Origin of the sequence: Roseibium sp. HPY-6 (genome assembly GCF_040530035.1) — a bacterium.
Lineage (GTDB): Bacteria > Pseudomonadota > Alphaproteobacteria > Rhizobiales > Stappiaceae > Roseibium.
The window spans coordinates 2,077,365-2,103,736 of record NZ_JBEWCD010000002.1 but is presented as its reverse complement, the minus strand read 5'-3'; the positions used below and the strand labels follow the sequence as shown (position 1 = coordinate 2,103,736).

The window sequence follows — 26,372 nt, the reverse complement described above, 5'->3', positions numbered from 1 at the left end:
AGACGATGACGGATGCAGTTCTTTGGCAGCCTCAAACGGAAGCCTTGTCGGAGAGTTCTCTTGCAAGATTTGCGATGGCGGCCGGATTTGATCCAGCAGACTACGACAGCCTTCATCGCTGGTCGGTAAGCGACCTTGGCGAATTCTGGGAGGCCGTCTGGGCGTTCACAAAAGTTATCGGCGACAAGGGAACCATCCGGTTCGCACCCGATGACGCCGCCTGGATGACAGGCGCGCGGTTTTTCCCCGAAGCCCGCCTCAACCTCGCTGAAAACCTGCTTTTGCGGGGAGACACGTCTGACATCGCGGTTTGTGCGATGGATGAAACCGGTTCTTACCGGGAGTATACACGCGAAGATCTCACCTTGCGGGTCGCGCGCGTCGCAACGGGCCTGAAAGAGTGTGGCATTCGACCCGGCGATCGTGTTGCGGGTGTTCAGACAAACAGCATTGACGCGCTCGTAGCGACACTTGCCACGTTGAGCATCGGCGCCGTATGGACATCCTGCAGTCCCGACTTTGGCAAATCCGCAATCATCGACCGTATCGGACAGGTTGAACCGAAAGTCTTGTTCGCGACGTGCCGCTACACGTATGCCGGCAAGGACCACGATATCAGCGACCGCATAGCCGAAGTGGTTGCGTCCGTGCCCTCCATTCAGACCGTCATCGTCAGCGGCAAGTCTGCGCTCGATGCCATCGATCAGGAAATGTTCGGGCACGAAAAGACACTGGAATTCGAACCGGTCGCATTCGATCATCCGGCCTATATTCTTTATACATCCGGCACCACAGGCGTTCCCAAGGCGATCGTTCACCGGACCGGCGGTGTCCTGCTCCAGCATTTCAAGGAACATATCCTTCACGGAGATGTCCGCAGCGGTGACAGGGTAATCTGGTACACCAACACGGCCTGGATGATGTACCACTGGATGATCTCGGCCCTCGGGACGGGCTCAGCTGTCGTCCTTTTCGATGGTGCGCCCGTACTGAAATCAAACCAAGGTCTCGACTGTTCTCCCCTCTGGAGCCTGGCTCAGAAGGCTCGCGTGACCCATCTGGGCGTCAGCCCGAAATATCTCGCAACGCTGGCTGCCGAAAGCTACCGGCCTGGCGAAAGACAGGACCTTTCAACATTGAAGGCGCTGCTGGTTTGCGGAGCGCCCTGCCTGCCGCACCAGTTCGACTGGGTCTATTCGGCGATCAAGGCGAACATGATGTTTGCCTCCATTTCGGGAGGTACCGAGATATTGGGGTCTTTCCTGATCGGGTCTCCGGTCCATCCCGTCCGGCGCGGTCAGCTGACCGTCCCGGCACTCGGTCACGCCGTCAGCGTCATGGACGAAAGAGGAGCTCCGGTCATCGGAAAGCGCGGTGAGCTTGTATGTACAGAACCGTTTCCCTCCATGCCGCTTACCTTTTGGGGCGACAAGGGTGAACAGAGATACCGCGACACTTACTTTGCCGACCGCACCGAGATCTGGACCCATGGCGATGTCGCCGAGCTCACCCATACCGGCGGCGGTTATGTTCATGGGCGTTCCGACAACACGCTCAAGCCGGGCGGCGTCCGCATCGGGATTTCTGAAATCTATTCCGTGTGCGAGGCCTATCCCGAGTTCAGCGATTTCCTGGCCTTCGGGGCAGATCATGATGGCGACGAGGAAGTCGTGCTCGCGTTGAAACTCGCCGATGGTGCGACTGGGTCCATGGAAACCTTGAAAAGACTGCGGGCGGATATCCGAATGTCCGCGTCTCCGCGTCATGTTCCCGCACGAATTCATTTCGTCAGCGACGTTCCGTACACGATCAATGGCAAACGGGTGGAAGGCGCTGCCCGCACGACCGTGAACGGCGGAAAGGTCAAAAATCTCGGGTCGATCGCAAATCCCGGCTGTCTTGCCGAATTCGCGGCCCTGAAACGGGAGGATGCCCTATGAGGCATCTTTCTCCCCGCGCGGCTATTTCCGGGATTGGCGAATTGAAACCGGTCCGGCGCACGGAAGGCGTAACGACGCTGGAACTTCTGATGCAGGTTTCCGCGCTTGCGCTGGAAGATGCCGGAATTGGTCCCGATCAAGTCGACGGGCTGCTGGTCGGACCGCAGGTCGGAGAAACGCCTCAGCACGTGCCCGCAATGGTGTCTGAATATTTCGGCCTTCAACCCACCATGTCGAACATGGTCGACCTTGGCGGGGCTTCCGGTCCGGGAATGATCTGGCGCGCCGCCGCAGCCATAGCTGCCGGACAATGCGAAACGGTTCTGTGTGTCCTTGGAAACCATAGAAATACACCCGCGCCGCGATCCCCCAATCGGAACCCTGCCAGAGAATTCGACCCGCCATTTGGCGCCTCCGGCGCAAACACATCCTATGCGCTGCTCATGCAGGCACATATGGCCGCGTTCGGCTGTGCTGCTGAAGACTACGCGGTCATAGCGGCTGGCGCGCGAGGTAACGCGCAGCTCAATCCCGATGCAATCTTTTATGGGCAGCCTGCGGATGTCGATGAGGTATTGGCCTCGCCGATGGTCGCCTCGCCGCTCCATCTCTTTGAGATCGTCATGCCGGTTGCAGGCGGAGACGCGGTTGTTGTCACCACTGCGGAAAATGCAAAAGAAGGGCCTCATCGTCCTGTCCACCTTCTGGGGGCGGGCGAGAAAATCACGCACCGCGTTGTCAGCCAGGCCCCGAACCTGACATCGGGTCCTCTAAAGCCAGCGATGGCACGGGCCCTTTCCCAGTCCTGCCTCGGCATCGAGCAGATCAAGTTCCTGAGCCTCTATGATTGTTACACGATCATGGTCGCGACAACGATTGAAGACGCCGGTCTTTGCGGACCGGGGCAATTCGCAAACTGGCTTCGTGACAATGGCGGCATGGGTCCTCAAGCCAACCAGCCGATCAACACACACGGCGGACAACTCGGCTTCGGGCAGCCGGATCTTGCAGGCGGCATGACCCATGTTGTTGAGGCCGTCAGGCAAATCCGCGGCAATGCGGGCGAGCGGCAGATCCCCGATTGCGAAACCGCCCTGGTCACCGGAAATGGAGCCACGATGAGCGAAGCCGTTGCGCTTGTGCTGGGAGGCGCCCAATGAAGGATCTGTCGCAACTGGACGTGCCTGGACCAACCAAAACACCTTTGACCGCGCCCTTCTGGGAAAATGCGGCCGAAGGCAAACTGACAATCCAAAAGTGTGGCAGCTGCGGCGAGCACTTTTTCTACCCGCGTCCGCTTTGTCCGAATTGCTGGAGCAGTGACGTTGCCTGGACCGAGGTCAGGGGCTCCGGTCGGCTGAAATCCTTCTCGCAAATCTGGAAGCCGGGCCATCCCGGCTGGTTACCCGTCACCCCTTACCTGGTTGGCCTCGTTGAGCTCGATGAGGGTCCGACCCTTCTCAGTCACATTCTCGTGGAGCGAAATGAGGCCAAGATCGGTGACCGGCTCGAATTCATTCCGCAAAACATCGGTGGCCAAATGCTGCCCTGCTTCAAGTACCCGGACAACAAGGAGGAACCGGTATGAGTGAACCCAAAGACGGCTGGAAAGGTGTCATCAAGGGGAAGCCCGCCAACGGCCAGATCGCAACGAGAAGCCGGACGACCAAGATTGAGGACATCCATTCGTTCACGGATATGACAGGCGATCGCAATCCCGTTCACTACAATGAAGAATTGGCGAAGAAAACGTCCTTCGGCAAACTGATTGTACAAGGGGGCGTAACCACCGGGATCCTGAATGCGTGCGTTGCCGAGGACCTGCCTGGTCCGGGAACCGTGTTTTTGAACACGAACCTGAATTTCAAGAAAGCGGTTGGTGTCGGCGAAACGATAACGGGCAAAGTTGAACTCACTTCCGTACGCGATGACAAACCGATCTGCCAGATGGCTGTCGAGATCACAGACAGCGCCGGTGACATCTGTGTCGAAGGCACTGCAACGACCTACACGATGCCGCTGGACGGCCTTTGAGTTGCCCGGATCTGTCTTTGGACTACGGGCCAAGGGCCGCCTTTGCCTGATGCCGGAAGCGGCGGTGATTGCCGCCGGGCGCCACTAAATTGAACCGAAACACAGACCATGCGTATCGATTTCACCGAACTGGAAAAACGGCAGTTGATCATCGAGCACTGCCTGAAAATGAATTCAAGCGGGCTCAATCAGGGTACGTCCGGCAACATCAGCATCCGCCATGAGGACGGTTTGCTGATCACGCCCTCCAGCATGCCCTACGATCAGATGGGCGCCGACGATATCGTCTATCTGGACACGGATGGTACCGCCACTGGCCAGAACAAGCCTTCGAGCGAGTGGCGGTTTCACAGAGACATCCTGGCTGCAAGACCTGATGTTGAAGCCGTCGTTCATGCCCACCCTGCCTATTGTACGATCCTGGCCATCCACAAGATGGAGATTCCGGCAATTCACTACATGATTGCAGTGTTCGGCGGCCCGTCAGTCAGGGTCGCGCCCTACGCGATTTACGGCAGCCAGGAGCTTTCCGATTTCGCCGTCGAAGCGCTGGCGGACCGCAAGGCCTGCCTTCTTGCCCATCACGGCATGATTGCCATCGGTTCGACCATTCAACAGGCCTTCTGGCTTGCAGAAGAACTCGAAACACTCGCACACCAGTATTTTGGTGCATTGCAGCTCGGCAAACCGCCTCTCTTGACCGACCGGCAAATCCAGGACGTCAGCGACAAGATCGCAGGCTATGGCCTCACCGATGAGGGAAACAGCAAATGACCCACTCCGATCTATCTGCGGTCGGCTTTCTTGTGCTCGACACGCTTTGCGCCCACGCCGATGAAATGCCGCCGCGTGGAGGCGCCACCTTTGTTGATCAGATGACCATGACCGTCGCGGGCACAGCCGGTGCGACGGCTCTCGATTGTGCAATGCTCGGCCTGAAGGTGAAGGTGGCGGCGGAAGTCGGCTGCGACCCGATGGGCGATTGGTTGCTGTCGGCGATGCAATCCGCCGGGATCGACACCAGCCTGGTCGGGCGCAGCCCGTCCCTGCAGACGGCAATGTCCATGTTGCCGATCGCAAAAGACGGGGCCCGATCCGCCTTCTTCGTGCCGGGAACATCCAACAGTTTCACTTTGGACGACGCGGGAATCGAGGCGGCTTGCGACGCTTCCATTGTGCATCTGGGCGGCACGGGACTGCTCGCAAATTTCGATGGTGCGCCGTCTCTCAAGCTTTTGAAACGCGCAAAGGAACTCGGCCGGACAACTGTGTTCGACCTGATCCTCGCGAATGAAGAAACGGTCAGGCTCGTCGAGCCGCTTTTGCCCTATATCGACTATTTCGTTCCCTCGATCGAAGAGAGCCGAGCCATGGCCGGAGGCGGCACGCCTGCCGAAGTCGCCGGCTGGTTCAAGGCGCGGGGTGTCAAAAACGCGGTCATCACCCTGGAGGGGGACGGCGTTTGGGTAGACCCTGAAAATGCTGCTGCGTTTCAGCTGCCTGCCCACAGGATCGACGTCATCGACACGACGGGCTGCGGGGACAGCTTCACCGCCGGGATCATCACCGGTCTTTCGAAGGGCTGGGAGCTGCACCAATGCGCCCGGTTTGCAAACACCGTGGCTGCGCACGTAGCCCGAGGTCTCGGCAGCCAAGGCATCCTGAAAGACTTTGAATCGGTAATGGCCGCAATGGAAAGCTGGCCATTAAAGGAACTGGAGGCAGCACAATGATCCTCGAAGGAAAAACAGCTCTTATCACAGGGGCGTCCCGCGGTATCGGTGCAGCCCTTGCCGTCGGGCTGGCAAAACATGGAGCGAACACCGTCATCACAGACCTGGATCGTCAAACGGGCGAGCTTAAAAAGGTCGCCGCGCAAGTCGGCGAAACCGGACAGAAATGCCTCGCGCTGCCTTTGGATGTGACGAACAAGGGCATCGTCGAAAGCGTCGTTGGTGAGGCGACGGATGCTTTCGGGCAAATCGACATTTTGGTGAACAATGCCGGCATACTGGTGCCGAAACAGCTCGAAGAGCTGGATGAAAAAACCTGGGACGCCCATTTCGACGTCAACGCCAAAGGCGTCCTGTTGTGCACCAATGCGGTTCTCCCCCAGATGCGGCAACGCAAGTCCGGAAGGATCATCAACATCGCTTCGATTGCCGGGCGCCAGGGCGTTCCAACACAGGGGCATTATGCGGCCACAAAGGCGACAGCGATCACGCTGACGCGCGTCTATTCACAGGAAGTCGGCATGGATGGCATTACAGTCAATGCGATCTGCCCGGGAATCATCCTGACCGAAATGGGCAAAAACAACCTCGGCAGCCAGGAAAACATCGACCACTGGACCAACGTGGCCGCGTTAAAGCGTCTGGGAGACCCTGACGACATCGTCGGGCCTGCTGTTTTCTTCGCCTCCGATCTGTCGGATTTTGTCACCGGCCAGGCGCTGAATGTGTGCGGCGGGATCTATTTCCACTAAATCAGTCGACGGTTGGTCATGACAGATATCGCGATCATTGGTGCAGGACCGGGCGGGATTGCCGCCGCCAGATGGCTCAAGGCACAAGGCTTTTCGCCGATAATCTTCGAAGCTCACACGGAGGTCGGGGGACAATGGTCCGTCAGCAATCCGATGAGCGGCGTCTGGCCGCAAATGGTGACGAATACATTTTTGGAAGCAACCCGGTTCTCTGACTTGCCCTATCCAAAGGGCACACCGCTGTTCCCCCACAACGGAGCGGTTCGCGCCTATTTCGAGAACTATGCACGCGAATACGGCCTTCTGGATCTGGTTCAGTTTCGCACGCGTTTGATCAAACTTGCACGAAAAGACGGGACATGGGCCCTGCTGCTGAAAAGAGACGGCGAGCAGTTCGAAAGACGTTTCGAGCGTGTCGTGGTCGCGACGGGCCGTTTCAACAAACCGGTCATTCCTGTCATTCCAGGTCACGAGACCTTTTCCGGCGATCTGGGGATCATTCACTCCTTCAACTACAAGGATCCCTTCGCCTATCAGAACCGAAATGTTGTGGTTCTGGGCGGTGCCATTTCCTCGCTCGAAATCGCCTCTGATCTTTCCATGCTAGGGGCGGCAAGTGTTCATCTTGCACAGCGGCGGCAACGGTACGTGAACCCCAAGATGGTTCGGGGCCTGCCGATTGAATATCTCCTGTTCACCTATGAGCGCGGTGCGCTAGCCCTGGACGATCCGGAAACGCTGCTGAAAGACAGCGAAGAGAAGATCCTGCGCTATTCAGGCGACCCCAGCCGCTATGGCACGCCGAAACCGCATCCTGAGTTTTCGAAAGCCGGCGCGACCGGTTCACAGCACTATCTCAACCTCGTTGCGGAGGGGCGTGTCACGCCGGTCGAATGGCCGGAACGGATCAGCGGACGGACACTGCGGTTTCCAGGTGGCTCCCACCTGGACGTTGACGGCATCATTTCGGGCACCGGTTTTGCGCTCAACCTGCCGTTTCTCGACGAAGAGACCCGGGACACGCTTCGATTGAGCGACAACTATATCGAACTTGACGAATTCACCTTGCATCCGGACCTGCCAGGGCTTGCCTTTCTGGGGCTCTGGAGCCAGGCCGGCTCCTACCCGACGCCCTTGGAGCAACAGGCACGCTATCTTGCCTACAGCTGGGGCAGCGTTATCCAGGCGCGAAGCGAAGAGACCATGCGTGCAGGCCTGCAAGACTGCGCGCAAAACGGTCACCACACGGGCTACCGGACCCAGTCCGAGATGGCGCTCAGATTCGCGCGCCTATGCGGAACCGATCCGAAAGACCCACAGTCAGACGATCTTGCGCAAACCATCCGGAAAAGCGCAACGTCGGGACTTCTCTACCGTCTCGTTGGACCCGACGCGTTTGACGACGGGCCGAAACAATTAACCGCACAATACACCGCTTTTTGTCCCGAGGACTAAGCAAAAACCGATGGAATGACATGGCGGAAAAACATCGCCAGGTCCTCTGTTGACTGACAATGGGAAACGCATGGTAACAAAGACGTTCGCGCCCCGGTCAACCCAGCAAACGCGGACATTTCTTCGCATTACCGATTTGAAAATTTAAAAGATGTCGAAGCAGCTTTTCTGGCTGCCAGATGGGTACTCTGGCAGCCGGCCCATGACCTATGATTGGGACCGATTGAACCTACGGACGCGAAGCACAACGCAAGCCTATGAACGGCGTATCACTTCAGCATTCAGATTCACCCGCATAGATTAAGTCGACGCGCGAACCTGAATCCGTTTCGGGACTATATTTCAAACCGGTGCAATCAAACAAACACGAAGTCATCGCTTTGCAGGTTTGAGACCAGAACGTTTTTCAAAACAACCTGGCTGTCAGCATCCAAAGTGATCGTCGTGTCCGTGCCATCATCAACGGCAGCAGCAAGAACGGCATTAAAGTCGGCAAAGACTGCACTTTCGAATTGCAGCACGTCGGCAGACCCACCGTTGCTTTCGAAATCGGTGACCGTGTCGGTCGCAGCGCCCGTGCTTATAAAGACAAACGTGTCCGAACCGGCACCACCCGTGTGGATGTCGCTTCCAAGTGCACCGTCGAGCCTGTCGTTTCCGGCCATGCCAAGAAGTATGTCTGCGTTGACGGTGCCTGACAACACATCGTCACTGGTAGATCCCGATATCGTTTTCGCCTCGTAGATCTTCACATTGCGATAAAAACTGTTTGCGTTTCGCAAACCGTTGTCATGATCGTTCACGAACGCCAGAGCACTGATTGCTCCCGTCAGATAGTCTCCAGCGCTGATCGAAAAGTGTTCCCATTCTCCCGAACCGGAGTAAGAATAGGCACGGTCAAAGCTGGCATGGTTGTCTGACCCATACATTTGAATGACCTTTGATCCGGTTGTGAAGTCATTGTCCGTTTCGAAAACCAGCCCCTGCAATTCGCCCTGGATGGTCGACTTGTACTCGAATTCCAGAACAGTGTTAGCAGTTATCGAATAATCGAATGCCATCTGCTTCCAGGTGTTGCCTTCGAAGGCAAGCTGGTTGCCATCGCTGAGTATTGAAGCTATCCCGCCAACATCCTGGTTGCTTGTGTAGCTTGTGAAACTGACACCACTGAAATCAATTGCGGGCGCAACCGGGTCAGCCGCCGGAAGAACTGGCTCACGCAAGGCTTCACCGAACCCGCCCTGACCATCACCAAGACGCGTCCAGATAGACCCATCCTCTGAGGTTAGAACAGCATCGACAACACCATCACCGTTCAAATCCTGGTAAGTCGTGGTGACGGGATCAGACACGCCAATGACAGTCATGTGCTCATCATGGACCCAGGTGACGAGCTCAGCCGGTGCACTACCGACCTTAAGCAAAGTGTCGCCTATCCGGCTGCCTGTGAACTTGAAGCTGGCGTCTGCATATAGTGTCACCGCTGGATCGGACAAAATCGTGCTCGTGTAGAACACCACTCCGTTTTGCAAATACTGAACCGTGCCATCCGCAAGACGTTCGATACTCAGTTCATCACCAAAATGATAGTCGCCAAAAGTGCCTATGCCCACGCCATTTTCAAAAACGCGAAGCTTGCCGTCACCGTGCTGGTAAATGGCAAAACCGATTGAAAGATAGCCCGAATCTCCGGGTTCCTCAGACAGTCCGACCATTATCGGTTGATCGGTTTGATACACCGCAGTCGTGAGAGACCCCGCACCGGCTAGACCTTCTTCGGAAAAAGCGCCTCCGTTCCAAGCGGTTCCACCACCGGTCTTTTCCAGACCATTCGTTGCCAGATCCCTGCCCTGCGCCTGTGCTTCACCGAAACCGCCCTGACCATCGCCCAGACGTGTCCAAATCGAGCCATCCTCTGAGGTTAGAACAGCATCGACAACGCCATCACCGTTCAGGTCCTGATAACTCGTGGTGACGGGGTCCGACACGCCAATTACAGTCATGTGCTGATCTTGGACCCAGGTAACGAGCTCAGCAGGTGCACTACCGACCTTAAGCAAAGTGTCGCCTATCCGGCTGCCTGTGAACTTGAAGCTGGCGTCCGCATATAGTGTCACCGCTGGATCGGATGAATTCGTGCTCGTGTAGAACACCACGCCGTTCTGCAGATACTGAACCGTGCCATCCGCAAGACGTTCGATGCTCAGTTCATCACCAAAATGATAGGCGCCAAAAGTGCCTATGCCCACGCCATTTTCAAAAATGCGAAGCTTGCCGTCACTGTGCTGGTAAATCGCAAAACCGATTGAGAGATAGCCTGAACCGCCGGGTTCCTCAGACAGTCCGACCATTATTGGCTGATCGGTTTGATACACCGCAGTCGTAAGAGATCCCGCGCCGGCCAGACCTTCTTCGGAAAAAGCGCCTCCGTTCCAAGCGGTTCCACCACCGGTCTTTTCCAGACCATTCGTTGCCAGATCCCTGCCATGCGCACGAGCCTCACCGAACCCGCCCTGGCCATCGCCGAGACGCGTCCAGATCGAACCATCTTCAGATGACACAACCGCATCGACAACGCCGTCACCATTCAGGTCTTCATAGATTGTTGAGACGACAGCGGTCGTGGAAGCAACCACTAGATCAGCATTTGCAACCCAGGTGGCAAGATCTTTCGAGCCGTTGCCAGACTGCAAATACGTATCGCCCAATCGACTGCCATGGGAGAAAAAGCTCGCATCCGCGTAGAGCGGCGTGGCGACGTCGGACAAAAGCGTGCTGGTATAGAAGACTGCTCCATTACGCAGATACTGAACGGTGCCGTCCGCAAGGCGCTCGATACCCAGCTCATCGCCAACATGATAATTGCCAAACTCACCTTTGTTCACGCCACGCTCATAGACCCGGAAAGTGCCATGAACGGTTTGAAAGATCTTATAGTCGATGGACTGATAGCCCATATCACCGGGGTCAGCGGACAAGCCCAGGAATACGTTCTTGTTGGTTGCGACAACCGTCGTGGTCAAGACCCCGGCACCAACAAACCCTTCTTCTGAATGCGTTCCTCGGTCATAGGCCGTGTTGCTCCCACCAACCTTCTCAATCGCGTTCGTTGCAAGATCGCGGCCCTGGGCCTCAGCCTCGCCGAACCCGCCCTGACCGTCGCCGAGACGCGTCCAGATCGAGCCGTCGTCTGCGGTAAGAACAGCATCAACAATGTTGTCGCTGTTCAGGTCTTCGAAGGTTAGTGAAACATCGCCGACGTCACCGGCAATCGAAAGATCAGGATCGGCAACCCATGTGACAAGCTCTTGCGGACCAGAACCTGATTGCAAGTATGTGTTGCCCAAACGACTGCCGTGGAATACGAAACTCGCATCCGCATAAAGCGGCGTGGAAATTTCAGACACAACTGGGCTGGTATAAACCACCTCGCCATTGTGAAGATATTGTATCGTACCATCTTCAAGGCGCTCAATACGCAGCTCATCGCCAACACTAAGCGTGCCTAGGTCGCTGGTTTTGACGCCACGCTCATAAACCCGAAAAACACCGTTCGAGTTCTGCAATATAGTGAAGTCAATGGAGGTGTAGCCGGAATCGCCCGGATCCGCAGAAAGACCCAACATCACCGACTTGCCAATTGAATCAACTATTGTGACCAGGGCCCCAGCGCCGAGAAACTCTTCTTCCGAATAAGCTCCTCGGTCCCACGAGGTGGCGCCACCACCGACCTTCTCAATCGCATTCGTCGCAAGGTCGCGTCCCTGGGCCTGAGCCGTTCCGAACCCACCCTGGCCATCGCCGAGACGCGTCCAGATCGAGCCATCCTCGGCAGTGAGGACTGCGTCGACAATGGTGTCACCGTTCAGGTCCTCGTAGGTGGTCGCGACTGGGGCCGATGCCCCAACGAGCGCTAAATCTGAATCACGAACCCAAGTGACAAGAGCTGCTGTGTCAGTACCAGACTGAAGAACGGTGTCGCCAAGCCGCCCTCCCTCCGTAAGGAAAGTAGCATCCGCCTGTAAAGCGGNAGTGGTCGGAAAGACGCCCGTCTTCGGACAATCCGAACATCAGATGCTTATTCGCTTGAACCACCGTCGAAGTCAGCACACCTGAACCGGTGAAGCTTTCTTCAGAGTAAGCGCCACGATTATAGGCGCTACTGCCGCCACCGGACTTTTCCAAGACATTCGTCGCAAGATCCCTGCCCTGCGCCTGAGCCTCACCGAACCCGCCCTGGCCATCACCCAGTCGCGTCCAGATCGAGCCGTCGTCTGCGGCAAGAACCGCATCGACAACGCCGTCACCGTTCAGGTCCTCGTAGGTGGTCGCGACTGGGGCCGATGCCCCAACGAGCGCTAAATCTGAATCACGAACCCAAGTGACAAGAGCTGCTGTGTCAGTACCAGACTGAAGAACGGTGTCGCCAAGCCGCCCTCCCTCCGTAAGGAAAGTAGCATCCGCCTGTAAAGCGGTAGACGGGTCAGAGTGAGCTGCGCTGGTGTAGACGACAACACCGTTTTGCAGATACTGAACCGTGCCGTCCGCAAGACGCTCAACACTCAGCTCGTCACCTACATGGTAAGTGCCGAACGTGCCAACATTGACACCCTTTTCCCAGACATTAAGGGCGCCGGTATTTTTAAGTTGAATGGCATAGTCGATCGACAAGTGGTCGGAAAGACGCCCGTCTTCGGACAATCCGAACATCAGATGCTTATTCGCTTGAACCACCGTCGAAGTCAGCACACCTGAACCGGTGAAGCTTTCTTCAGAGTAAGCGCCACGATTATAGGCGCTACTGCCGCCACCGGACTTTTCCAAGACATTCGTCGCAAGATCCTTGCCCTGCGCCTGCGCCTCACCGAACCCGCCTTGGCCATCACCCAGTCGCGTCCAGATCGAACCGTCCTCTGACGACAGAATAGCATCGACCACACCGTCGCCATTCAGGTCCTGGTATGTTTGTGTGACGACGCCGACATCATCGGCGATCGACAGATCAGCATTTGCAACCCAGGTGACAAGATCTTTCGAACTGGTGCCAGTCTGCAAGTAAGTATCGCCCAAACGACTGCCATGGGAGAAAAAGCTCGCATCCGCATAAAGCGTCGTAGTGACGTCGGATAGAAGCGTGCTGGTATAGAAGACCTCTCCATTACGCAGATACTGGAGCGTGCCGTCTGCGAGACGCTCGATACTTAGCTCATCGCCAACATGATAATTGCCAAACTCACCTTTATTCACGCCACGCTCATAGACCCGGAAAGTGCCATGAACGGTTTGAAAGATCTTATAATCGATGGACTGATAGCCCATATCACCAGGCTCAGCAGACAAACCCAGGAACACGTTTTTGTTGGTTGCGACAGCCGTCGTGGTCAAGACCCCAGCGCCAACAAACCCTTCTTCTGAATAAGCGCCACGGTCATAGGCTGTGTTGCTCCCACCAACCTTTTCAATCGCGTTCGTTGCAAGATCCCGGGCGGCATATGGCTCAGCGTTCAACTCTTCTGTCGTTATGAAGCTGAAACGCTCTACCGGGATGGATGTTCCGGTAAAGCGAACCCACTTGCCGTTTGCCGCATCCCCCCAGGAGACTTGCGTGAATAGTCCGAGCAACGGATCGTCGACAATCTCGATTTCGAGCTGGTCTTCGGCAATATCAATGAACTGGAGTATATCATTGCCGCCGGTTGCTGGGTCCGCGTCCTCGGTGATCCACAGGTAGGATGTTTCCGGCCGGATGACGTAGGTGTCGTCCCCAGATCCGCCGTCGGCGCTTTGTGTTTTGCCCGCAACACCAGCGCCGGCTTCCAGAATGTCGTCCCCCTCGCCGCCGACAAGCGTGTCGCTGCCACCGCTGCCGATGAGAACGTCGTTTCCAGCGCCACCATCAAGGTGATAGTCGATCGTATCGAACTCTCCGGTGACGCGATCATTCAGCTCCGCGCCGTTGAAGACTTCGAAGCCGAGCGCAGAGAGTTCGTCCGTTATAAAACCCGAACCCGCCTCAACGACAAGCGTGTCCGTGCCCGCACCGCCGACATCGCGCGAGTTGCCGCCTGCGGTCCAAAAACGATCGCCGAGACCGTAATGAACCTCGTCATCGCCATCCCCTGCCAACACGGTGTCCTGACCTTCGCCACCGACAATCTTGTCGTTTCCGGCGGTGCCGGTGATGACGTCGTCTTCATCTGTGCCGGTGAGATCAAAGCCGCCATCCTGATTTTCGGAGATGGACTTAATGACGCTTCCGTCCGCAAAGGCAATGCGTTCGACGTGCTGGCCGAGGTCGTTTAGCCAAAGCTCACCGGAAGCGCCGTCTTTGTTCCAGGAAAGCACAAGCGCATCAGGTTCGGTTTCAGAGGTCGCGCCAAGCGGATTGTCGGTGTCGGTGGAATAGTCGTAGGTGGATATCGTCACGTCTTTGATGTTGAGATCTGCAAAGGTAACAATGTCCTCGTCACCGTTGATAAGCTCGGTTATGCTGACACGACCGTGGTCCCGTTTGATACTGAACTCGTCGTCACCCTGGCCGCCCTCGAGCTTTTGCCAGCCCAGACCGGCATCTCCTTTTCCAGCGTCAAGAAAATCATTCCCGTCGCCGCCTAGGAGAACGTCGTTGCCTTCGCCGCCGAGGAGAACGTCGTGCCCGTCTTGACCCTCCAGAGTATCGTTGCCGTCGCCACCCAGGATCAGGTCGTGCCCAGCGCCGCCCTTTATGAGATCGTCGCCCTCCAGGCCGGAGAGCCATTCATTTGCGCTTCCACCATTGAGCGTGCCGGTTCCCGCTGCATCGTCTGAGAATGCGGTGAGATGCTCCACCCAGTAGACATCGCCATTGTCGAACGACAACAGATCGATCCGATTGTCGTAAGATGCAGACCAGTGCTTGACGGTAATCGACCCCTGAAGTGGAGCAAGGCCTGCAGCAGCGGCTTCGGCTGCGTCGGCAGTGCTTTCAGAATAAAAATCGAGGACAAGATCGGACCCAACGAGGTCGAATTTGACGTCATCGATCTGGATCCCGGTTCCGAAGGAAATCACGTCGATAGGTGTCGTTTCCGCGATATATTGCTGCGCAGAGGGCGATGACGCTTCAGGTACGGACGTTGCAACGAGAATGGTTCTGTTGCTATCGAATATCGCAGCTTTCGGCTTCGTCACGTTATAGGAAAGGTATGCACCCGTACCGCTTCTGGTGGGGGGATTGTAGGGCGTGTAATAGCTGGCGCCACCCGACACCAGTGACAATTTGGGAGGCTCGGGTGGCGCAGGTGCAGGAGGAGGCGGTGATGCTTCGATGATCGTATCGTTACCGTCACCTCTTTCGTAAAAGTAGGTGTCGCCGCCGTCCCAGCCCTCTAGACGATCGTCACCGGTACCGCCCGCTAGAACATCGTTTTCGTCTTGGCCCTTGAGCGTATCGTCTCCAGCACCACCGACCAGTACGGTCGATTCCACGGCTCCGTTGAGCGTGTCATTGCCGTCCCGGCCATAAATGGCGTCATAACCGGCACCGTTCAGCGTTTCACCGGCGGCGCTGCCGATCAGGATGTCGGCATCTTTGGCTTCGATCTCGACGGGACCGCCGTCGAAGGAGACCTGGAGCGGGTCTTCCTTTTCCAGATCCATCAGGAAGACGTCCTGGTTGTTGGTCGCGGTATGACCGTTTCCAACAACCAGATGCTCGGCGGATTCTGCCAGCGCCGCGGAAATTTCCGCGCGCGTGGCCGTCCCGCTGGTCAGGTTCGATACGTGGCTTTCCAGCTCATCAAGCGACGGTTCACGTCCGAGCGTGTTGTGATAGAGCCGGGCCACAAAGCCGGCGTCGCTCAAGGCTTCATAGCGGATCATGTACTCGTTGGACGTGAGCAGCGCATCCGACAGGGCAACCCGGTCAAGCTGACCGCTGGAGGCGTACTGAACCAGGACCTCGACTTCGGAGAGATCCATGTCGCGGTCGAGCACGGCATCGTAAATCCGGGCAGCCTCCGCCAGCAGGCGATCCTTTGCCTGCGCGTCGAATGTCTGCGTAGTGACCGTCGTGGTGCCGCCCAGGGTTTCGCGCATTTCCCAGGTTTCAAGACCCAGACCATCAACCATATGGGTAACAACGACGTGGGTATCCCTTGTCGTTGACGTAACGCCATTGTCCCAGCTGTAGGACCCGTTCTCCACCGGAGACCGGCTGATGGTCTGCGTGACGCCATCTCTGTGGATCGTTGTCAGAAGGCCATCGGAAGACGTTGTCGTGACAGCGCTTTTGGTATCAGTGTCCTTATCGCCAATGGCGGTCTCGGTGACTGTGACGCTGCCGTCGGCCGCCACGATCGAGACGAAGGTCTTGTCGACAGCCGTGTCGCCGTCAAGGTCATAGGACCGCGTGACCGTGCGCCCGTCGGCACTGACCGTTTCCTCAAAGCTGGAGCGCATGTTGCCGGTATCGAACCAGTCGGTGCTGTTCATCGTGGTCGAACCGTCGGCATTCAGCGTCGTTATCGTCTTCTCGGTATTGTCCGCTTCACCGTCGCCATCGGAATCGACCACCGTTTCAGACGTCAGCCCATTTGTGGAGGTTGTCGTCGTGCTGGCAAATTCCAGGCGACCTGCCGCGTTGCGTTCTTCAAAGGTGCTGATCTCATTACCGGCTGCGTCATAGGACATGGTGGTGACACGGGTGATGTCCGCCGTGCCATCGCCATCAATGTCAAAGGCGTAGCTCTGAACGGTGCCATTGGCCGATGTCGTCTGGGTAATGATCGCCTCTGGCGAGCCGTCGTCCGCCTTGTCGGTATAGGTGACCGTTTCGGTGCGGCTGAGATCGATCTGCGTCACTATTTCCAGGTCATCAGACTCGTCGCCATCGCGGTCGATGGTGGAGGTGACGGTGCGCCCATTTGCGGTGACGACAGTCCCGGAACTGCGCAGAAGCGTGCCACCGGACCCAAAATAGCTGTCTGTTTCCGTGCTGCCGCCGGCAGCCCCCAACTGAATGGAGTTGATCCGGTCCGCATGATTGTCGGCATCAAAATCAGTCGACTGCGTGACAACAAGACCGTTGCCGCTGGTCGTGCGCGTCTGGAATGCCGTCAGCGCATTTGCAGCGTCGCGGGTTTCCCAGGTCTCCAGGGTCTCACCGTCTGCGGCAAAACTGGTGGAAAGCGTAGTCTTCGTCTCGAACGTCTCGTCCCCGTCAAGATCCAGCGAGACAGTGCTGCCGAGACCGTCGTCGGAGGTTACGACCTCTTCTTTTGCGAGCAACACCCCCGCACCGTCCCGGCGCTCGAAGGTTCTCGTGCGGCTGCCGTTGCTGCCGAGAACGGTCGCATCGCTCACGGTGCGGTCATTGCTGCCGTCGCCGTCAAGATCGTAGGCCATCGTCCGGGTCAGGCCATTGCCGCTTTCCGTGGCAACCATCCGAGCCAGCAAAGCGCCGCTGCCAGCAAAATAGGACGAGGTCGTTGTCGTGACCCCGTCATCGCCGACGGTGGTCACCATGTCCTCATCGTTCTGGCCATCGCCATCGCGATCAACAGTCATCGTGGTCGTGCGGCCATCGCCACTGGCGGTTTCGATCGACTGTTCGATCAAGGACCCGTCCTGCGCATGAACATCCGTGGTGCTCGTGACCGTGCCATCCTGGGCAATCACCGTCTGGCGTGACGTGGTGCGGTCTGATGCGCCGATGCCATCAATGTTCTCTTCAAGGGTGCTGGAAAGGCCGTCATCACCGGTTGTAGCGACGGTCCGTGACCACAGCGTTCCCTCATTGCCCAGAAGATCGGTCGTGACAGTCTCTGAGCCGTCACCGTTCAGAACGCGGGTGGTTTTGACCTCTGTCTCGAAGGTGCCATCGCCATCACCGTCGGTGCTGGCTGTCGTTTCCAGGCCATTGGCGCTGGTGACGGTCTGCACCTGGCTTTGCAGACTGGTGTCTTCGGCCAACTGCTCTGTGAGCGTGATCACTTCGCCATCGATGGCGACAGTCGTCCTGGTCTTTGTATCGTAGTTCTCGTCTCCGTTGACATCCACGTCGGTTGTGACGGTCTGCACGATACCCGTGGCGATCATCTCCTGACTGGTGTGATCAATCACCTTGCGCGTCGACTCGCTTCGAAGACCATCCAGGGCTTCCAGCCTGACAACGGTCTCCGTCGATCCGTCGAGCCCCAAGGTGGTCGTCGTTGTTTCCACCAGATCCCAGTTCACGCCCTGGTCGCCATCGGCATCGGTCCTCACGACCGTTTCAAGACCGTCGTCGCTGACCTCCGTCCTTGTCCGGCTCAGGAGCGTGTCGTTCGAAGACCAGTTATCCAAGGTGGTTGTCGTGTAACCCGTGTTTTCCAGGACACGCGTCTCAATGACCTTGCGCTCATCGACTTCATCACCGTCGCGGTCGATCAGCGTCGTGGTTTTCAGCCCGTCATCGCTGATCTCGACAACCGTTTGGCTGCGCAACGTATCGTCGGCATTTTCAGCGCGCGTCGTTGTTGTCCGGCTGCCATTGGCGCTCAAGACGGTGGTGCTTGTCGTCGTCACATCGTCGACCAGATCACCGTCAAGATCCGTTGCCGTTTCCACCACAAGGCCGTTGGCGCTGGTGCCGGTCACCGTCCGCCCGAGCACCGTGCCGTCATTGGAGGTTACCGTCTCGGTGAGCGTCACAGCCCCATCGGTGCCCTCGCTGCGGACGGAGAGGTTGTCCGTATTGCCGTCGCCGTCCCGGTCAATCGTGACCGTTTGAACACGCCGGTCAGCGCTGTCATGCACAGTGGTTTGTGAGAGCAACGTGGTCTCATTGCCGGCATAGCTGGAGGTCGTGCGCGTTGTTCCGCCGTCGGTCTCCAGGACACGCGTGTCGACGCTTTTCTCCTCGAAGACATTGTCACCGTCAACGTCCGTCCGGGTGGTTGTGGTCAACCCGTCCGCGCTGGTGACAACCTCCGATTTCGTGCGCAAAGACCCATTCTGATTGCTGGTCGTGACCGTGCGCGTCGAGCTGCCATCACCGTTCAAAACCGTGACGTCCAGGACCTCCAGATCCGTGTCGTTATCCCCGTCCAAGTCGGTTGTAACGGTCCTCGTCAGACCGTCCGAACTTGTCGTTGAAGTTGTGGTCGCGTTGACAGAACCATCCGCATTGCGTGTGTATTCTTCTCTAATTCTCTCTAAAGTTGTATTGTCGACCACAACAGAAGACACAAGGTCCGTTGACTCAAAACTCCCGTTTCGGTTGAGATCCACCCAGGTTGTAGAGCTGACCTTGTCCGCCCCGAGCGTTTCCTTCGTCATAGACCGCAGGGAATTATTATGATTTGTCACCGTCACAGTCGTTTCGCGGCTGCCATCGGCGCCGATCACCGTGACCTCATGGGTCTTCACTTCGAAAACAGTGTCGCCGTCCTGATCGAGCTCTGTCGTCTTGGTCAGAGCGTCATCGGACTGAGTGGTCTTGGTCTCACTTCGAAGGCTGTCGTCATCATTATAAATCTTCAGCGTAGAGCTGGTGGCCCCATCCGAAGCAACCGTGATCACATGCTCTTCGCGTATGTCGTCATCGCCGTCGCCGTCGAGATCACGCAGGATCGTCTTGGTCCGCCCATCCGCGCTGACATCTTCCTGAACGCCGGCACGCAACGAGCCGTCCCGGTTCGTCGTCGCAACGGTTTCCGTGCGGCTGTCGTCCGCATGCACCGTCACCGTGTGGGTCACGATGGTGTCATCCAAACCGTCGCCGTCGCTGTCCGTGCCGTCGGTGCGCACAAGACCGTCGCTCGTAACGGTTTCGGAGCGGCTGGTGATCACAGAGCCGTCCTGCGCCAGATCACTGACAACAATCGTCCAGCTGCCATCGGCATGTTCGGTGCGCACCTCGCGCTGGTCATACCAGCCGCCGCCCATCAGATCGCGCTCGATGGTCTCTATCTTGTCGCCGGTTCCAGCGTCCTCGCTCGTCGTGGTCACAATGCGCGTTTCAAGCACCGCTGTCGCCGCGTTGCTTCCGGAAAGGTTTGTTTCCGTTTCGGTACGGCTCTGGTCCGGGTTGACCACTGTCACAATCGTCTGGATCCGGTCGACAACCCCATCGCCATTGTCGTCATAGCGGTTGGTGATATTCAGCCCGTCCGGGCTGGTGACCGAGTGGATCTCATAGGCCTTGCTGCCGTCCGCCGCATAGGCGGTTGAGGTCAGCACACGGTTGCCGCTGCTATCCGTCGTTTCCACCTGCTCAACCCGGTGTCCCTGGGCTTCCGAGGCCAGCAGCATGTCGCCGACTGTTCCCGTGGTCCCATCGGAACGGGTGAAGGTCGTCTTGCCGGTGATCACAGAGCCGTCGGACAGCTCAATGTTGGTCGCATCCGCCGTCAGGTCGAGCGCGGTAATGCCAAGCTCGGCCAGGGTCTTCGAGACGATCGACCCGTCCGCCAGGGTCACCATCAGCTTGAACTTGGAAAAGTCGTCATCGCCGGCATCCAGAACGCCGTCGCCGTTGGTGTCGAACACGGACGCAAGGGCTTCCAGATCGCTCGTTGCAGTCGGATCCCACTCGGTGAAGACAAACTGGCGCTTTTCCGTGATCTCGTTGCGGCCGTCAGGGTCAAAGTAGAGCACCGCGTCACCGGCGGCAGCCCAGGCGGTTCTATGGTCCAGACCCTCGCCGCCCGTGTCCAAAAAGACCGACGATTGATCCAGGCGCGTTACTTTGATGCCGTTGTCATCGAGATCGAGGATGATTGGTTTGATATTGTGAACGCGGAAGCCGCCCGCGATATAAGTGTGCTTGTTTTCAACGGTGAAGTTGTAAACCGTGTGAACACCTTCCACGTCTGATATTTTTTCAATCGTATGCAGCGAACCATCAGCTCGCACGATCTGCGCACCTGCACTCAAGGAGCCGATCGGTTGAAAGCTTCCATCCGCGAGCAGGAACGGATGTTCCGGCGTCGTCAGCACGCCGTCTACATCTATTACCTTGCGCTTTCCGTGGACGAAGAGATCAGTGACTTCGGCAGGGGCAAGAGGTCCAAAACCGTCGAACGCCAATACCTTGTCTTCAAGCTGTATTTGCTCGATTGGCTTGGAAGAGCCATCAGCCATCGAAACCGGGGTACCCGCTACGAAGCAACCCAAGTTATCACTGAAAGAACCCTCGTTACCGCCACTGTAACCATAGCCGCCGCCGCCACTGTATCCGCTGTCGTAGCTACCTTGATAGCCACCGGAACTCCCGCCGTTGTTATTTGATGGCGCGCTTGGATTGCTGCGACCACCGCTATAGTTGTCATTGCCGCTGTTTCCACCGTCACTGCCACCGCTATTGCTAGGCTTGGAGCGCGGTGCAGGAGGGGCGCTTCCGGTGCTGGAGCCCCCGCCAGATCCGGGAGCTATTGAACCATCGCCAGGACCATATCCTCCGAAATATCCAAACGAAGGGTCTACACCCGCATCAGACCTCGATTGCGCTGCGCCAGGGTTTCTAACGGATCCGGAAGATGCAGCACCGTAACCGGTCGATCCACTTAAGCCTCGAAATCCTTCGCCATAGTAGTCTGTCCCAAAATAAGTGCTAGCGGCAGACTTTGACGTTTCTTGCAGTAGCTGTTGCTCGACCCCTCCACCATAGTATTCATCGCGTCCTGCGAGAGGCGGGACACTGTTGTTCTTCGAATATAGCCCCTGTTCACGGGCTATAGCGCCAGCCCGACTCCCCGGGTCGATGTCTTGTAGTTCGACGCCGCCAGAGGAGCTCCTAGGCTGAATAGGTGGTGATCCGATAGGCTGAAAAGGTGGCAACCCAAATAGAGTGCTTATATCTGGAATGTGGTTAGGGATTGGTCCAAGCGGCACGTAAATCGGCTCACCGGGCAACACGTCGCCAATTGGGCTAAACAGGCCAGTCGTTTCGTCAAAATTGACCCCAGAAATTTCCGGGGACGGAAGGGGAAAGTTGTTTACCTTTGACCAAATAGGATGCCCAGCAACGACACTCTGATATCGGTCTTCGTATGAAAACAGGTTTCCAAGCGCACCCGGATGCCCAGTTAAGCCATAAACATGTTCCGCGAATTCAACGCAAGTTTTTCCATCAAGAGCATAGTTGAACCGATGTTTATCGTTGATGAGATCAGTAAAATAGCCGTGTAAAGTCTCATAAGTTTCTTTGTTGATAGGCACTTCACGTGAAATATGATTTCGAGGTGTCTGATCAGAATTAAAGGTTAGTTGACCTTCTTCGCGTTGAATTATGCCTTCTCTTTTGTCACCCAACTCTGAGAGAATACCACCGAGGCCATAATCCCTTGGATCTCTTACGTTTGCACCAACTATCAATTCCTCCCTTGAATCAACGCGCGAACCCAACGTCATGTTCGCGTGCCCGGGCGCTGTGAAATGAAAATCGATGCCTCCAAATTGAAAGGGATTGTGAATAATATTAAATCTCAAGTAATAATCACTCATCTCTCGCCCTCATTTTATAAATAAAGAAGCCATTACACGCTTCTTTTTCTTTCAATTTAAACTTCAAATTGTTGAATTCGGGATATTTATTTAAAAATTTACCTAGATTTCTGTCTGTTAATTCGCTTCCTGCAGCTCTCTTAAGCTCGCTTCGATTAATTCTACTGAGCAAGCTTTCACCGCTTTTATTTGTTATATACACGACTTCAAAATCATTGATGAAAAATCCAAGCGGATTTACGCTTGCGTTACTGTATATAAATTGACAATGCTTTTGATCTTCACCATGATTGCTTTCTACTCTAAAATTACTGCATTCATTTTTGGGAAAAACATCAGTCCCAATATTACAAATTACGTATGACTTCTCCCGTTTGGAAAACGATTCATTCGCTATGTGGTGAGCATAGTATTTAAATTGTGTATATTTGCTATGACTGTTAATAAAAGTTGCAACAAAAACAAAAGCTGCCACTGCAATCACAAGCAGAAATATTATAAATTTTAAGTATGACTTGAACATCAAAACTCACTCACGACAGATAAGTTCTATTCAAACACGCAACTCTTTACCCTTTTACTGATGTTATTTTATTACATTTTTCTATGAAAGACACAGCTTTAGTCGGTTTTTCGATTTATGTATGTTGCGTTGCGCGTCACAAAGGAGCCCGAAACGGTTCGGCTGGGCTGTTGCTTTTTCAAAGATTGTGCGCGCTTTTTCTTCGGAAAACGGAATGTCGCGGAAGATCGTGTTCTGATGTGCTTCGCGAGCGAGATAGACACCGGCGCGGTAATCGGCCTCGGACCCGTCGGCCAGCCGGACAACCATGTTCCCATGAGTTGCCCCCTCTGCCACACGACCTTCAGGCGACGCGGCATACGCGTCTTCTCCACTCACTTGCGCAGCCAGTCCCGTGTCGCCGGACGCAATTTCCGCGCGCCCGGAGAGATCAGAATTGCTTCTGTCCACCTTGCCCCATTCCCCAACTTGACCGGAAAAAACGCGCTGCCTCAGGCGCACTTGACACGGTCAGGGCCGCCTGGCGGCAACCCAAGATAAGTTAACAAAACCTTAGCAATAGTACCAAGTGACGTGCAACCGAATTTATTCGATTTCCGGTTGAGTTTTGAACTTCCGCTGCGTTCTCAATCAGATCCGTGCAGAAATGTGATCAAACGTCGCAAATTCCCTTTGGTCAGGCTTTCTCTCAATAACGAACGAGCCGCAGACGGTGAGCACGTCTCCAAACCACCGGAAAAGCGTCAGTGCGAAGCCGAGGAGAAAGCCCTCCGCTTTGCAGCCTTGCCAACCGGTTTTCGTTTGTGGGTTGCGCGGTCGTTCTCCGGGCTTCCTGTGTACCCGATCACGCCACGGGCGTCACCAAGAGCCGCAAATTGGCGTTACCAAACCCGACGCCCACGAGGTGTGGCACGAGCCTCGAAGGCACTCAGCTCTTGCAAGCAAACGCAACAAGTTCCGTCTTTCGGCACCAGGCGAACGCAATGCCGTCCTTAAGTCTCTCTCAGCGCAAGAACCTCGGACCCATTTTTCTTTTTAGAACTTCGGGGAGTTCGCCAATGCGCGCTCCAAACCAAGTAACGTCTCGTGCACTGGACCAAATCAGTCGTGGACGTCCCAAATCGGGTTTCGCAAAAACTATTAAAGAAATGCCCCACACACGGCGATGGTTCGCCGAAAAGCTGAAAGCAACAAGATCGAATGTGTTGGGAATGGACCTTAACTAAAGTGGCGGAGAGGAAGGGACTCTCACCCGTTTTTGGCGTAAGCCATTGATTTTACGTCAAGGCGATTTCTCGATTGGGTACCAATTCGGGTACAATTGACCGTCAGAATTGTCAACAATTTAATCTGCCAAAAGCATCAGCAGCCCCGTAGTACCACTTCTTGCCACTCGTTCCTTCACCCCTTCAGGAAAGCCATCTGTGTTCTAATCTATCGAATTTTTTGCAAGAAGCGCGCCCATATCGCATGGACATCCTTGCAATAATGCTAGTTTGCGCAGCAGCTTACATAAGGCCCCACTTTTTTACTCATCTGGTCGATCTCCTAGATCTGCCAACATGACAGCTATGGGTTCTGGTTGCTCAAGTTCCCGCTTGGTTTCGTTCTGCAATTTGCTCACGCTCCAACTCGCGCACCTACGGCCAGCTGCCCAAGAGGCATCTGCCCGATCGCGGACATCGTGTCGCTGGCCGGTCTCTTTGCCTAAAACCCAGGCTGCGTTTTCTCAGGACTTGCGCTCTTAAGTCTACTTAGCGTATGAACATAACTCTTGATTGATGTTTTTGAATTTGCACCAATGATCAAACTGACTGGCATTTGCTAGAAAAGATGCAATATCGGGAGGCAAGATGGATCTCTCCAAACTTGCGGAACACGTTCGGACCACGCATTTCGCAATAATCGTTGTTTGCGTGACAATTTTGATAATCGCCCAAGCCAATCAAGATTCACAACCCTACGATGCTTACAACGAACTCCTTATTGTTGAGAGACTAGCAAGCGATTGGAAGCCCAACGATTTAGAAAGGATTGCGCTAGGCGCGTATAGTGACCATTATGGCAAACTGCCTCCGCTTCGGACGCACGGGACAGTAACGCTATACCCGAATGAAGCAAACAATGGAATATTCAACTCCGCTCCAGAAGAATTGGGTTATCCAACAAGCGAAGAATTTTCCGCCTCTGCGATCTCATTACTTTCGGACACACTGTTGGCAGCATGGCACGATTTGTCTTCTGAAACGCTATCTTCTGACAAGTATGCGCCACCTAGTATTTTCGCAAATGAGGAAATTGAAGATGGCCCTTACTATTTCAGACCACACAGCCAAGTTTTCCTCCAGCGGCCTTCATCTCTCAGCGACTTCAGTGATTTTTGGAACGTACTAGCCTTGGACCACAGTCTTCAGACGATTGATGATGGTCAATCAAGTCTCACAGGCGTTTTCTCTATGACCAAGTATATTCAATTTGCCTTCGGTGATGCTTACTTAGAATTTCATTCACAAAACTGTGGACTTGACGATATTGAAACTGAAACATCTGGAGACTGTCTTTGGATGTTTGCAGGAGGTCTTCAAAACGGCCGCGATGGATACGGAAGCCTAAGGCAGACCATTGACGCTTTTGTTGAAAATACTGCTGAGATAGCTGATCTCGATTATCATTTTGACGGTGACATTACGAAGTATATTGATGAGTTAGAAAACCGTTCAGGTGAAATTCTACACTTGTCGTTGAAGAAAAACTTTTTTTCCATGGCCAATGTTGGGACCGGTTGGATGGAAGACTGGGACGGCACAAGCGCTGCAAAAGACTTTTCGGTCGACACACAAATACTATTCCCAGTAAAGACGAAGCGAACCCCTTTCGACGCCCAAGCGTTAGTATTGGAACGTTTACCGCTCGGTATGTTAACAAGAACACCAACTATTACTGGGTCCTTTGAGGAGAGCTTTCCCAAACTGGTAATTTACCACAAACAATATGGGACTACTCCGCTTGTAGAACTTAAAACACTGATTAACCAGCAGCTAGAGGAAGGAAAAAGCGCGTCAACAGTAAATCTTTTTGGCCTCTCAATTCCCATAGGATTGTTGTCACTGTTTGGCGGCGTTTTTGTCTTTTTTACCCAAACCTACCACTATCTCCACGCTGAGAATTTGTTTCGTAAGTTGAAACAAGCAGACGGAGATAACGCAGTCTGGTCTGTACCTTGGGTGGGTTTGTATTTCGACCGAAAACTGGCCAAGCTTACAATATTACTGACGGTAGTTTTCCTACCTTTCGGCGCTGTAGTTTATACGACTGGTTCGCTTGCCCTAAACGGAGATTGGATCGCGCTTATTCTGATACCAGTTGCCATAATGTCTTTAAAAACCTTGGCCTTGTACGTTCAAGCATGGCCACGTCGGGATGGAACCTTTTGAAAGCAGTTTAGTTTAGGAGCCGGACGGTTTCCGGC

General features: G+C 55.3%; 13 protein-coding genes. 9 read left to right on the top strand and 4 right to left on the bottom strand.

All coding sequences use genetic code 11. The features are described from left to right. The first annotated feature begins 5 nt into the window (after positions 1–5). From ABVF61_RS20850 to ABVF61_RS20815, 8 genes are all read left to right on the top strand, one after another. Positions 6–1,940, top strand: coding sequence for an acetoacetate--CoA ligase (locus tag ABVF61_RS20850; RefSeq protein WP_353995455.1), 1,935 nt, complete (start codon positions 6–8; stop codon positions 1,938–1,940). After that, a complete protein-coding gene (locus ABVF61_RS20845; RefSeq protein ID WP_353995454.1) occupies positions 1,937–3,100 on the top strand; it encodes a thiolase family protein in 1,164 nt (387 codons plus the stop codon). The genes ABVF61_RS20850 and ABVF61_RS20845 overlap by 4 nt, the downstream gene beginning before the upstream one ends. Then, positions 3,097–3,528 (top strand): Zn-ribbon domain-containing OB-fold protein, encoded by a 432-nt coding sequence (locus tag ABVF61_RS20840; RefSeq protein ID WP_353995453.1) that lies wholly within the window; start codon positions 3,097–3,099, stop codon positions 3,526–3,528. Before ABVF61_RS20845 ends, ABVF61_RS20840 begins: the two co-directional genes overlap by 4 nt. Next, the gene (locus ABVF61_RS20835) at positions 3,525–3,974 is read left to right on the top strand and encodes a MaoC family dehydratase (RefSeq protein ID WP_353995452.1); all 450 of its coding nucleotides are present in this window, start codon (positions 3,525–3,527) and stop codon (positions 3,972–3,974) included. The genes ABVF61_RS20840 and ABVF61_RS20835 overlap by 4 nt, the downstream gene beginning before the upstream one ends. A gap of 108 nt (positions 3,975–4,082) precedes the next feature. Further along, positions 4,083–4,748, top strand: coding sequence for a class II aldolase/adducin family protein (locus tag ABVF61_RS20830; protein WP_353995451.1), 666 nt, complete (start codon positions 4,083–4,085; stop codon positions 4,746–4,748). Then, positions 4,745–5,707: a carbohydrate kinase family protein gene (locus ABVF61_RS20825; protein WP_353995450.1), complete on the top strand. Its 963-nt coding sequence runs from the start codon at positions 4,745–4,747 to the stop codon at positions 5,705–5,707. The genes ABVF61_RS20830 and ABVF61_RS20825 overlap by 4 nt, the downstream gene beginning before the upstream one ends. After that, positions 5,704–6,459 (top strand): SDR family NAD(P)-dependent oxidoreductase, encoded by a 756-nt coding sequence (locus tag ABVF61_RS20820; RefSeq protein WP_353995449.1) that lies wholly within the window; start codon positions 5,704–5,706, stop codon positions 6,457–6,459. The genes ABVF61_RS20825 and ABVF61_RS20820 overlap by 4 nt, the downstream gene beginning before the upstream one ends. A gap of 18 nt (positions 6,460–6,477) precedes the next feature. Further along, on the top strand, positions 6,478–7,914 hold the full coding sequence (locus ABVF61_RS20815) for a flavin-containing monooxygenase (protein ID WP_353995448.1): 1,437 nt from the start codon (positions 6,478–6,480) through the stop codon (positions 7,912–7,914). Positions 7,915–8,270: 356 nt separating this feature from the next. On the opposite strand, the gene ABVF61_RS20810 is transcribed toward ABVF61_RS20815, so the two are convergent. From ABVF61_RS20810 to ABVF61_RS20795, 4 genes are all read right to left on the bottom strand, one after another. After that, positions 8,271–11,540 carry a calcium-binding protein gene (locus tag ABVF61_RS20810; protein WP_353995447.1) on the bottom strand — a complete coding sequence of 1,090 codons (3,270 nt, stop codon included), beginning with the start codon at positions 11,538–11,540 and terminating at the stop codon, positions 8,271–8,273. Between the two features lie 328 nt (positions 11,541–11,868). Continuing rightward, a complete protein-coding gene (locus tag ABVF61_RS20805; protein WP_353995446.1) occupies positions 11,869–21,018 on the bottom strand; it encodes an SPM autocatalytic domain-containing protein in 9,150 nt (3,049 codons plus the stop codon). Between the two features lie 1,354 nt (positions 21,019–22,372). Beyond that, the gene (locus ABVF61_RS20800; protein ID WP_353995445.1) at positions 22,373–22,903 is read right to left on the bottom strand and encodes a hypothetical protein; all 531 of its coding nucleotides are present in this window, start codon (positions 22,901–22,903) and stop codon (positions 22,373–22,375) included. An 81-nt stretch (positions 22,904–22,984) separates the two neighbouring features. Beyond that, entirely contained in the window at positions 22,985–23,353 is a 369-nt protein-coding gene (locus tag ABVF61_RS20795) for a hypothetical protein (RefSeq protein ID WP_353995444.1), read from the bottom strand. A 1,403-nt stretch (positions 23,354–24,756) separates the two neighbouring features. On the opposite strand from ABVF61_RS20795, the gene ABVF61_RS20790 reads away from it, so the two are divergent. Further along, a complete protein-coding gene (locus ABVF61_RS20790; RefSeq protein ID WP_353995443.1) occupies positions 24,757–26,337 on the top strand; it encodes a hypothetical protein in 1,581 nt (526 codons plus the stop codon). Positions 26,338–26,372: the final 35 nt, after the last annotated feature.